Annotated in this window: 6 protein-coding genes; all 6 read left to right on the top strand. The window is 40.8% G+C overall.

Features of this window, described 5'->3' with window-relative positions; translation table 11 throughout:
• On the top strand, positions 1-214 hold a 214-nt coding region (locus tag HEQ36_RS18335; protein ID WP_290708232.1), incomplete at its 5' end, for a hypothetical protein.
• A 1,017-nt stretch (positions 215-1,231) separates the two neighbouring features.
• Positions 1,232-3,853, top strand: a complete 2,622-nt coding sequence (locus tag HEQ36_RS18330) for a hypothetical protein (protein WP_290708230.1) — start codon at positions 1,232-1,234, stop codon at positions 3,851-3,853.
• An 823-nt stretch (positions 3,854-4,676) separates the two neighbouring features.
• Complete coding sequence (locus HEQ36_RS18325; protein ID WP_168636678.1) at positions 4,677-5,240, top strand: DUF11 domain-containing protein; 564 nt, start codon at positions 4,677-4,679, stop codon at positions 5,238-5,240.
• Positions 5,241-5,428: 188 nt separating this feature from the next.
• Entirely contained in the window at positions 5,429-6,967 is a 1,539-nt protein-coding gene (locus HEQ36_RS18320) for an isopeptide-forming domain-containing fimbrial protein (protein WP_053539848.1), read from the top strand.
• The gene (locus HEQ36_RS18315) at positions 6,964-10,935 is read left to right on the top strand and encodes a TonB-dependent receptor (RefSeq protein ID WP_205748588.1); all 3,972 of its coding nucleotides are present in this window, start codon (positions 6,964-6,966) and stop codon (positions 10,933-10,935) included. The genes HEQ36_RS18320 and HEQ36_RS18315 overlap by 4 nt, the downstream gene beginning before the upstream one ends.
• A complete protein-coding gene (locus HEQ36_RS18310) occupies positions 10,932-13,112 on the top strand; it encodes an OmpA family protein (protein WP_168636677.1) in 2,181 nt (726 codons plus the stop codon). The genes HEQ36_RS18315 and HEQ36_RS18310 overlap by 4 nt, the downstream gene beginning before the upstream one ends.
• Positions 13,113-13,159 lie beyond the last annotated feature (47 nt).

Here is a 13,159-nt window from a genome sequence, read left to right as displayed (position 1 = left end):
GGCAAGAGGCAAGAGGCAAGAGGCAAGAGGCAAGAGGCAAGAGGCAAGAGGCAAGAGGCAAGAGGCAAGAGGCAAGGCAAAAGGCAAGAGGCAAGAGGCAAGAGGCAAGAGGCAAGAGGCAAGAGGCAAGAGGCAAGAGGCAAGAGGCAAGGCAAAAGGCAAGAGGCAAGAGGCAAGAGGCAAGAGGCAAGAGGCAAGAGTGAAGAGGGTTTAGGCGATTTTACGTTTCTTTACACAGTTCGGTTTTATTGTGTTCACCTACTTATTTCTTCTCTCTCTGTGTTCTCTGTGCCTCTGTGGTTCTTTTGTTCATTTATTGGGATAATTTTTTATTTTCTCTCTTTTCATAATGATTATCATTATTTTTTTTGGGACAATTTATTTCTTGGAAGTCCCTTCGGTGAATTTTCTAGCAGTACATTTTATAAAGATTTTGTAAATTTATGTAAAAAGCGTAAATCCTAATGCAGTGATTGCATATTTAATTTCTCTCCATTAATTTATTTGTGAGATAAATATATTACATTATTATCTTATTATTAAAAAACTAAGCGAGAATTAGTGGTTGTATTTATTTACACTATATATTTACATATTTTATCAAATACATTGCAAATATACTGATAAATGAGATACTTGAATTAATTTTATTTATACCTTTATTTAAGTAATAAGTGATAATACTAACAGTGCTTTTACCCCTAAAAATTCATTTTCTTTTACCAGAAATAATATTGATACTTAAAACGTTCTATTTGTAAAAAAGTAATATGTTGTCATTTCAAGCATCAGTCACTCTACAAAAAGTAACTAAAGATGATTTATAGTGGGATAAGAGGTAAATACAAATCAATTAGACCGTATTCAGGGTAAAAACAAAAAAATCTGTAAGGCTAGTCAACGATAGTCATATACCGAGCAAGTATTAGAGGATGTTTGAAAAGTTTTTAATGTATCAATAAACCCCTCTCCAAACCTCTCCCCTAAGCGGGGAGAGGCTTTGAAACCCCCCTTCCCAGCCTTCGGCACGCTGCGCTAACGTAGGGAAGGGGGGCTGGGGGGTTAGGTTTTTGGAGATTATGGGTTTCATATAATACTTTTCAAACAACCTCTTAGCCTTGACCTTGCAAACTTCTGCCAATTAGTCTTTATTGAGGATAAAAAACCCCCAATATTACTACGGTCTTATTAAACCTATAGTTTATTCAACTTAGCCCAGAGAGGTATCAACATGCAATCTACTCGAAAGTCTTCAACTCGTAGAAAATCTCAATTATTCCGTTCTTTAATAGCGACAGCCTTTATCGCTAACGGCTTCTTCCCATTCGTTGCTCCTGCGCTTGCTGACGGAACAAAAGCTGGACAAGTCATTAGTAACACAGCAACAGCGACCTACGAAGATCCTAACAAACCTGGAACAACTATTAATGCTACATCTAACACCGTTACCGTAACGGTGGCAGAAGTAGCAGGTATCACGGTAACAAACACTGGTGTACCAACAGATAACAGCCCAACAGATGCAATTAAAGTTGGTGATATCCTTACCTACACATTCACCATCAAGAACGTTGGTAACGACCCCACCAAATTCCGCATACCTAACCTAGCCACAACCACTGGACCTGGTGTTGTTGATGGAAACTTAAAATATAATGACGGCACGGGTTACAAGGAGATAAGTAGTGGTGATGGTGAATTTATTACAAACTCAATCCCAGTTGGTGGAACAATCTTAGTTCAAGTCCCAGTTAAAGTCCAGGCTGGTGCTAATACTGGTGACATTATTACCGTGCAGCTTGGTGATACACCTGGTAACGCTCAAAACGTACTCCGTGTTAACAACGGTGGTGACGTTTACACCGTAGATAACACTATTCCTCCTCTTCTTTCTCTTCCTGCTAATGAAATAGATGGTGCACCAATTAACGGCACACGGGAAGCCAGTGCGAAACAGCAGAGTGTAATTGGTTCATTGACAAAGAACCTAGCTTTAGCTACCTTGCTGAAAACTCGCAAGGATTATGATAATAATAACACATCCGGTGTTATCACTGACGATAAAATTACTTACGAGTTGAGTTTACGAGTTGAAAGTAATGACGTAACTGGACTAGGAATCACACCAAACCCACTTGCAGGTTATACAGGCATAAACGTTGATAGTGACATCACCAAGAATTACATTTTAGTTTCCGACGTAATTCCTGCTGGTACGGTATTAGCAGAACCACCTACCGCCCCAACTGGGTGGACAGCCGTTTATTCTACCGCTGAAGCTGGTTCAGCTAAGCCAAATGATGTTACGTGGACTAGGTTCAACACCACGCCTCCATCTTCAATAGGAGGTGTCAAAAGAGTCGGTTTCGTTAAAGAGACTACTGCTGTTACTTCTAGTTATATTCCCGTCGGTACCACTGTTGAGGGCTTCTCTATCAAGCTAGGCGTAGCAACACCCGCAACACCAACATCATCCCTTACGATTAGTAACATTGCTCAGGTAGTCGGTCAAACGCCCGGTACTAATGAACTACCAGTGTATGACGAATCAGGTGACCAAAATCCCAGTAACTACAATGGTGTTTTAGGTAATATGAAACCAGGAGTGGATGCATCCGCTGATGGTATTCTACCTAAAGATGCAGCCACTGTAATTACTGGTATTAAAAATGGTGTTGCTGACCCAGCCACCCAAGGAGTTGACGCTAGTAACGACAACACTGGTGTTGGGGATGGTGGTGAAGACAACGTTTTCGTAATTACTGCAATAACAACTGGTTCTGCTTCTGTACTCAATGGACCTTTAAATGCTCCCAGTGCTATTGGTCCAGACGGAACAACTGCAACTGACTTCACTAACAAGTCTTCCTTTATTCCTGCGGGGACAAGTCCTGGTTCTACAATTGACCCACAAGCGGTTGCTTTCAGTAATACAGTCCAAAATAATGGTACCACTGCTGGCGATGTCACATTAGAACCAACTGCACTAGCAAATAAGCTGGATTTACCAGATGAGACAACAGTAACTATTACCTATAATGGTCTTTCTGCTGTCTATACCTATGATCAAGCTAATGGAACATTTGATATAGCAAATGGTGGGACAGCAGTTACCATTCCTGACGTTACCGTTGGCGCTAGTGTTGGCTATGGTGTGGAAGTAAATCTGCCAGCAGGTACGAAGCTGTCAACAGATACCTTGATTGACTATGACGGCGATACAGAATGGGGCTATCCAGTACCTATCACCGCTACTATTGGTAGTGGTCTAAATGCTCCAAAAAACGTTACGATTGATAGGGTATATACTGGCTTCTTGCAACTGGTCAAATTCTCACGGATTTTACAGGGAACTAGTGATCAAGCAGTAGGAACTGGTCAAGATAACTTTGAAAGCACACCAAAATATGTGAATGCTGGTGTGGACATTGACCCGAATAGTACCGTTAATGACGTACCTAGAACACCACTTCCTGGCAACATTATTGAGTACCAAATCCGCTACAAGAATATTTCTGATCTTCAAGCTGGTGTTGGTAACGTGACTTTGAAAGCTGGAAATATTGTGATTACTGAGGATGGCGCTCTCAGCGAGACTCCTCCTAACACTACTCCTACTGATGGTAAAAACAACTGGGCACTAGATAATGATGACGACACTATCATTGATACCAGTAATGTTACCAATCCACAGGCTTCCGACTCTAACAGTGGCACAATTCAATTCTTCCCCTCTGTTAACCAAAGTGGTACAACAGCAGCGACAGATGTTACCAAGTATGTTAACACTGTGAACCAAATTATAAATCCACAAGGATCAGGACGGTTTACTTTCCAACGGAAGGTGAACTAAGTAGGTGAACACAATAAAACCAATCTGTGTAAAGAAAAGTAAAATCGCCTAAACCCTCTTGCCTCTTGCCTCTTGACTCTTGCAAAGCATGGTCAGAAGGTTAGAGGTTGTTTGAAGAGTATTATATCAAACCCGTAATCTCCAAAAACCTAACCCCCCTACCCCCCTTCCCTGCAAGGGAATGGGAGTTTTAAAGCCTCTCCCCTTGCAGGGGAGAGGTTTGGAGAGGGGTCAGTCTATACATTCAAAACTTTTCAAACATCCTCTTAAAAGTATCAGCTATTAGAGGATGTTTTAAAAGTTGTATCCCGTGATTTTTATCACATTTTCACCCTCCTTAATCCCCCCTTGGAAATGGGGGAAACAAGAAAATCCAGTTCCCTCCCCTTCACAAGGGGAGGGTTAGGGTGGGGTGATTTGAGGAATAAGGGTGAAAAGCTATAACACAAGTTAAATTACCCCCCTTAATCCCCCCTTGGAAATAGGGGAAACCGGAAAATCGTGTAAACACAAGTTAAATTACCCTCCTTAATCCCCCCTTGGAAATAGGGGAAACCGGAAAATCCAGTTCCCTCCCCTTCACAAGGGGAGGGTTAGGGTGGGGTGATTCGATTATGAGCGTCGGGTTGCGCGACAGTGCAACCCAACCTATTCCCTTGTTGATGACTGATATTGAGTTAAGTAGGTGAACACAATAAAACCAAACTGTGTAAAGAAACGTAAAATCGCCCAAACCCTCTTCACTCTTGCCTCTTGCCTCTTGCCTTTTGCCTTGCCATAACGACAATTTTCAACGCCAACCTACTTAATAGGAAGTATAAAAATGAGACGGTTTTCTATAGCTAGTTTAAGTGCATTTGCTCTGGTTGTTACCGTACCTTTTATCAATCAGGTTCCAGAAATAGCACCTATATGGCAGTCTACCAGTGCGGTTGCTCAAAGTAATAATCAGAAGCCTCAACTGGAATTACGATTGACAGCCAAAAAACGAGTTATTGCTCAAGATCAACAAGGTAAGCAAGTTAAAACCTGGGAACCTGTACAGAGTAAGGACTCAGTTAAACCAGGGGATCTATTGCAATATACTTCGACGGCAAGTAACAAGGGTGATAAACCCATTAAAAATGTGACTCTTAATCAACTCATTCCTAAAGAAATGGTGTATGTGTTGGATTCAACAAAGGTTTCTGCTAAAGATGCCAAAATTACTTACAGCATTGATAATCAACTCACATTTGTGGAAAACCCCACCATTCAGGTAACTCGCAACGGGAAAAAAGTAACTGAACCTGCACCAGCAAGTGCTTACACTCATATTCGGATTCTAGTTCCATCTGTGGTGGGTAAGGCGACTGTGACAGCGACTTATAAAACTCAAGTTCGCTAATGATCTGGGGGATTTTGACAATCTGCGGTCTAAAGACACTCGGATTCTTTAATACTTGCTTAAAAAGGATAGTCAATTATCCTCTTCAGATTAAAACAACTACCACTACGTCGGGTATCCCATCCTACGCATCCACAAAAATACTGAGATAAAGATGAATTTTAAGTCAAAAGAGATGAATTTTATCCGTGAATATTTATTGGCTAATCAAAAATTATTTAACTGCTCAAGGTGGTTGGCGGAGAAAGCTAACTATTGGTCTTTTGTTAGGAGGTATATTACAGGCTAGTGTACCTGTAGCAGTTGCACAAAGACGAGTAAGTGGAAAAAGAGCTAATTTTTACAATCAAGCTAGTTATAGTTACAGTTATTCAGATCCTGTAACTGGTAACTCTGTAACCCATACTGGCAGTTCTAGTGTTGTCCCGGCGGATAATTCTTTGACTGACCCTCTCGGACGGATTTATGGCTGTGGAGGGGCGCTGTTACCTGACTATACGGGGTTTTCGGTGGGTATTTATGAACCCCTGGGCGGTCCGACTGGTACAGAGTTAGGAGAATTAGTCTCTTTGACAACGACGGAAGTTCCAGATGTGCCTAAGAATGGTGTACCAGCAGGTCTATCACCAAACACCAAAAATGTCAACCCTTATTTTATTGGCAATGAGCCTATACAATACAAGGGTGTGTATAACTTCTTACTTGATCCTACTAAGGGTCAACTTGACATTGGCAAAACCTATATTCTTGTAGTTAATCCACCGACTAATTCCATCTATGCGGAGCAACTGATTAAACTGGAGATATTAAGTAATACAAATAATATTGTTGCGTATCGGGCGACCTCCTTGGATGGTAAACCGATTGGTCTTGATAACAGCACGACGATTACAGATCAACAGGTTTTGGTGACTGATGCGGCAACTCAGTTGTTAGCGTTTAACTTTAAGTCGAGGTTGTGTCAATCAAATCAAATACGGATCACAAAGACTGGAGATCGGGCTACAGCAGAACCAGGAGATACGGCAATTTATCGTGTATCAGTAAAAAATACATCCAAGGAAATACCACTAGATAATTTAGTAGTTAAGGATACTTTACCTGTGGGGTTCAGGTTTTTGCCTAATTCAGTCCGCGCCGAGCTAGATGGTAAAAAGCTGGATATTATCACTAGTTACAATGGCAATACTGTCAGTTTTAGTATAAATACGACTGTTGCTGTTGATAAAAGTATCAATATAGCCTATGCTGTGCAACTGACCAATGATGCTCAACGGGGGACAGGAAAAAATAGTGCGATCGCTAGTTCAACTCGCAGTGATAATAATTTAACGGTGAAAGATGGACCAGCTATACACTATTTGAAAGTTCGTGGTGGAATTACCAGTGATTGTGGGACAATCATCGGGCGGGTATTTGTTGATAAAAACTTTGATGGAGAACAACAACCAGGAGAATCGGGAATCCCCAATGCGGTGATTTATCTGGAAAATGGCAATCGTCTGATCACAGATCCTAATGGTTTGTTTTCTTTGGTGAATGTCTTACCAGGAGCGCATACAGGGGTATTAGACTTGAGCAGTTTACCGGGATATACTTTAGCTCCTAATCGAAAATTCAGGGAACGTAATAGCCAATCTCGCTTGGTGCGAATAGCGCCTGGTAGCATGGTAAGAATGAATTTTGCGGTTACTCCTACATTCCAGGAGGAGGGGAAAACAAGATGAAACCTAAGCTAGATTACCATCCTAGTTTCATCAACATATTAATGAGGACTGTGGCGGTAGCCTTTAGCGTTGCGGCATCTCATGATTTAGTCAAGGCCGAGGTTTCTCCTGTTCCTTTAACTCAATTACCTATAAATACAGCAGCAGAAAAAGCGGAAAATATTCCTGTTGCTGGTTCTCTAAATTTTACAAATCCAACGGACAAAAAGGCTATAGATGCTCCTGTTCCAGCGTCTTTAAATCCAACTACCACAACTACAGAAAATGCTCCTGTTCCAGCGTCTTTAAATCCAACTACTACCACAACTACAGAAAATGCTCCTGTTCCAGCGTCTTTAAATCCAACTACCGCAACTACAGAAAATGCTCCTGTTCCAGCGTCTTTAAATCCAAATACCGCAACTACAGAAAATGCTCCTGTCCCAGCGTCTTTAAATCCAACTACTACCACAACTACAGAAAATACTCCTGTCCCAGCGTCTTTAAATCCAACTACTACCGCAACTACAGAAAATGATCCTGTCCCAGCGTCTTTAAATCCAACTACTACCGCAACTACAGAAAATGATCCTGTCCCAGCGTCTTTAAATCCAACTACTACCGCAACTACAGAAAATGATCCTGTCCCAGCGTCTTTAAATCCAACTACTACCGCAACTACAGAAGTTTCCCAAACAACCAAAGTTGTGAAAATTCTCACTCCTAGTGCTGATGAGGTTTTAAGTAGTCCTGCTACTTCCGTCATTGTCCAGTTTAGTATTGGTAGTCAGATAGAATTACGAGTTAATGGGGAGTTAGTTGATTCCTCCTTAATTGGACGGACAGAAACAAGTCCTAGTACCAATTTAGTAACGCAAACATGGTATGGTGTGGGTTTCAAAGAAGGTAAAAATACCATTTCTGCTCAGTTAGTGGGAAGAGTAGAGCCACCAGAAATAGTCCAGGTTTCTATTAAAGGTTCAGCAACGGAATTAAAATTAGAAAGTCAAGCTAGTCGGATTCCAGCTGACGGACGTTCTACTGCGGTAATTCAGGGACAACTGTTAGATAAAGGTGGTAATCGTTCCGAGCAGGATGCTGTTATTACATTAACACCCACAGCCGGAAAGTTTCTTGGTGCAGACTTCAAACCAGACCAACCAGGATTTCAGATAGAAGCGAAAGAAGGGATATTTGTAGCTACCTTACTTTCGGATACTAAGGCACAAACAGTGCGAATTAGTGCTACAACCACTGGGTTAGAAGGTTTTACCCAGCTACAGTTTGAAACTGCACTACGTCCGAGTTTGCTAACTGGGGTAGTAGATCTACGACTGGGGGCAAAAGGTACAGATTATTACAGCCGATATCGTGATTTTCTGCCAACTGATAAGAATAATGGCACAGAAGTCGGATTTAATTCGGCCATATTTGCCACTGGTGCTATTGGAGATTGGTTGTTTACTGGTGCATACAATAGTTCTCGCAGTTTGAATGAAGATTGCGACTGTAATACTAATTTATTTGCGTCTGGCTCTTCTAGTAATCAAAATTATCCTGCTTATGGTGATAGTTCTAGGTCTGAGATTGTTACTCCTTCTATTAGTAGTGTATTTGCCCGCTTAGAGAGATCCTCAAAAGTTCCTGGTGCTAACCCGGATTATTTGATGTGGGGTGACTATAATACGGAGGAGTTAGCACGACCATCACAGCAGTTTACATCTACCAGTCGTCAATTAAACGGGTTTAAAACTAATTATAATTTAGGAAACCTGGCTGTTACAGGTTTTTATAGTCAATATGTGAAAGGCTTCCAACGGGATACTATTGCTCCTGACGGAACTAGTGGTTATTATTTTCTCTCCCGACGCATATTGGTGGGAGGTAGTGAAAACGTATATTTAGAATTAGAAGAACTCAATCGTCCGGGGACAGTGGTTAAACGGCAAAAACTTGAGCGGGGAACAGACTACGATTTTGATTATGATCGTGGGACTGTGTTGTTTAAACAGCCGATTCTGAGAACTTCTGTGGATGAGTATGGACAGATATTAGTCCGCAAAATTATAGTTAGCTATGAATATGATGCGAAAAATTCCGATGGTGATATTTATGCAGGTCGTCTGCAATATAACTTAAGTGGAGATTCTCAACAACAAAGTTGGTTAGGAACAACTTTCCTACAAGAAAATCAGGGACTCCGGGATTTTCAAGTCTATGGTGCAGATACCCAAATTTCTTTACCTAATGCGGGTAAAATCACTGCTGAATATGCCCATTCCCGCAATACTTCGGAAGTATTGGGTAAGGTACGTGGCCAAGCTTATCGCTTAGAAGTGGCAGGGCAACTTTTCTCCAGTTTGAAAGGACGCAGTTATTACTCTTCTGTAGATACAGGATTTGCTAATAATGCTACAACTAGTTTTGTTCCTGGGCAAACTCGTTATGGCGTGCAAATGACAGGTAGAATAACGACAAATACAAATTTGCGGTGGCAATATGACCATGAAGATAACTTTGGTATTGCTCCTGTAGCCCGGAATACCTTTGAAGAGCTATTTAGTCCTCAAACCCAAGCCACGCCCGGAACTCCCGTTGATAACTCTCTGACGACCATTAATGCGGGTGTGCAACAACGGTTTGGTCAGACTAATTTGGATGTAGATTGGATTTATCGCCAGCGTGAAGATAGGATGTCTGTTGGTGCGCCTAGTAGCAGTTCTCAACAATTGCGATCGCGTTTAACTGTCCCCATTGCTAAAAGTCTTACATTCCAAGCCCAAAATGAACTGAGTCTCTCAAAGCAACAGGACAGCGTTTACCCCGCTCGTACCACCTTTGGCCTCAATTGGGCAGCCATTCCCGGTGTCAACGTTAGTTTAACTCATCAACTGTTTAATAGTGGTCAATCTAACGGTAATTCTGTCACCGGTTTAAATGTCAATGGTGAACAAAAACTCGGTCAAGATACCTCCTTAACCGGACGATATTCCATTATTGGTAGTGCTAATGAAAGGACTACACAGGGTGCAGTTGGTCTAAAAAATCGCTTAACTATTGCACCGGGCTTAAAATTAAGTGTGGCTTACGAACACGTATTTGGCAGCTTCTTTAGCAAGAATGCCACTGGTCAACAATTTTCTCAACCCTTTGCCTTTGGTCAAGCAGGTTCGGCGATTAGTTTTAATAGTGGTGATAGCTACAGCGTGGGTTTAGAATATACAGATAATCCTAATTTTCAAGCCAGTACTAAATATGAATATCGCAATTCTGCTGGCGGCACAAATACAGTAATTTCCGGTAGTATCACTGGTAAAATTTCCCCCTCACTCACAGCCTTGGCCCGTTACCAACAAGCTAGTTCTGCTAATCAAACCTTGAGTTTAGGAGATACCATTAATGTCAAAATGGGTTTAGCTTATCGTGATATTAATAGTGATAAATTTAATGCCCTATTTCGCTATGAATACCGTCAAAATCCCGCCACTATTCCTGACACAATCCTAATAGGAAGTGGCACAGGTTCGGAAGATCATACTTTCGCTATAGAGGGTATTTATGCTCCTAATTGGCAATGGGAATTTTATAGCAAATATGCTTTACGCAATAGTACGTCCTATTTAGCTAGTGATTTAGTAGGGACCAGTTCAGTAAATTTATCTCAACTCCGGGCTACCTATCGTTTAGGGTATAGTATGGATCTGGTGGGGGAAACTAGGTTAATTACTCAAGGCAATTATACAGAGACGGGTTTTGTTTTAGAAACTGGCTATTATCTTAATCCTAATTTACGTCTGGCTGCTGGTTATGCCTTTGGTAAAGTTGACGACCGAGACTTTTCAGGAACTCGTTCCGCTGGTGGTGCATATTTAGGTTTAACCCTGAAACTTAATGAACTATTTGAAGGTTTCGGACAACAAAAGGTTGCGCCAAAACCACAACAGGAATCTGCGATTAAAGCAAATAAAGCAGGGAATACAGGAATATGAAACTATTAAAATTAAAATTTATCTGGTCAGTAGTCAGTGGTCATTTAACAACTGACAAAGAACAACTGACAAAAAACCACAACAAATTAAGACGGCAAAAATTCTCTAAATTGTTGAATTTTTCGACATTGTTATTAATCTTGCTACCACTGACAGCTTTAGCCCAAACTTCAGATAAGGGACTGAAAATAGTAGTCAATAGCAATCAAGATGGTGCTATTATAGCCGATGATGTTTTAACCTTGCGAGAAGCCATTTCTCTCGTCAATGGTAGTTTAAAAATAGAGCAGTTAAGTAATATTGAAAAGGCTCAAATTACCCCTAGTCAATATTCACAAATTAGCTTTAATTTACCACCGGCACAAACTACAATTTATTTGCAAGAAGTCTTACCACCGCTGGCTACTCCTGGTTTAATTATTGATGGTACAACCCAGCCAGGATACAATAGAGAAAAATCACCGACGACGGAAATTAAGATTCCTCAACCAGTAGTAAGTATTACCGCTGCTAGTGACGCAGAAGTATTTCGAGGCTTGACTATTACTGCGGATAATGTGACAATTCGCGGCTTGAGTATTTATGGTTTTAACTCCTATCACCGCGATACCGAAAGCACTCCTCCCGCAGATATTTTTATTGCCCATTCTTTCATTTTACCTCTTACATTTAAATTAAAATCTTATGTAGGCAATATTGCCGAAACTGAAAATAATCCCCCACCTCAAAATGTGGTAATTGAAGATAACTGGCTGGGAATTACTCCAGAAGCAAAAATGCCAATTATGACTTCTGCTTTTGGGGTATATGTATTTAATAGTGTGGATACAATGATTCGTCGTAATCGGATTTCCTATCATGATGGTAGTGCAGTTATTACAGGGATTCGCGCCCAAGGACTGAAAACTATTGAAAATATTATTATCGCTAATGGGATAGCCGGAATGCCCGACGCAGTTCGTTTAGATGGCATTATTGATAAATCGGAAATTAGTGGAAATCTGATTTGTGGTAATGATGGTAGTGGGATATTTTTATTTAAATCTGAAGGTTCTATTCGCATTTTCCAGAATCAAATTAAAGCCAATGCTCGCAGATTTAGAAGAGCCGCTATTTATCTCATGGGCAATGATCATCAAATATATGATAATCAAATTAGTCATCAAGCCGGCGCAGGAATTGTCATTGCTTCCTATCCTCAAAGTGATAGAAATATTATTCTCAATAATCAGTTTTGGAATTTGGAAGGGTTGAGTATTGACCTCAATGCCTTTCATAATGTTGACGTGCAAAACTGGGAAAATGGAGATGGTCCAAACCCACCCCGCAATTCATCTAACCGTCGTTTAGATACGGCTAATGCTGCTATTAATAGTCCGCAATTTTTGAGTAAGGAATTTTTCTCAGGTTTGAGTTCTACCGTGGGAATTGATGGTATGGCTGAACCAAATTCTCAAGTTGATGTTTATTTAGTCGGTGGAAAAGATGGTTATGGCGGTTTAAATAAATTTTTGGCTAGTAGCAAAGCTGATACTCAAGGTAAGTTTACCATGAATTTGGCTAATTTACAACCAGGAGATCGCATTAGTGCGATCGCAACTTTACCCCAATATGGAACATCTGAGCCTACCTATCCGGCCTCAATTCGTGCTATTAATTCACAATCACCCCCAGTTCCCGACCCCTTAAATCAGTTAGCAACTTCTAGCCTCCAATGTCTCACACCAGTAACCGAAAAACCACCAGAAAAACCACCAGAAAAACTACCAGAAAAACCACCCACACCCACTAAACTTAAAGTTCCTAAAAACGTCCATTTTGCCCTAGACAAATATAATATTAGTCCTGCCAGTGCGAGAGTTTTAAATAAAATTGCCCAGGTATTACGTGATAATCCGTCAATTGTTGTAGAAATTTATGGACATACAGATTATCGTGCTAATGATAAATATAATATGCGATTGGGAGCAAATCGAGCTAAATCTGCGAGAAACTATCTAATTCGTCAAGGAATAGCCCCAGAAAGAATGACAATTCGTTCTTTTGGTAAACGTCAACTATTAACACCCGGAAACGGAAAATTAGATCATGCTCGTAACCGTCGTGCAGAATTTATTTTCCAAGATATTCGCGGTATGGAAGTAATTGTCCAAGAAGAAGATTTGCAATTGGAATAAAAGTGGTTATTGGTCAGTGGTCAGTGGTCATGAACAACGGACAAAGC

This window comes from Anabaena sp. 54, assembly GCF_017355725.1.
Lineage (GTDB): Bacteria > Cyanobacteriota > Cyanobacteriia > Cyanobacteriales > Nostocaceae > Dolichospermum > Dolichospermum heterosporum.
The sequence above is the reverse complement of the archived record's forward strand: the minus strand, read 5'-3'. Positions and strand labels throughout refer to the sequence as shown.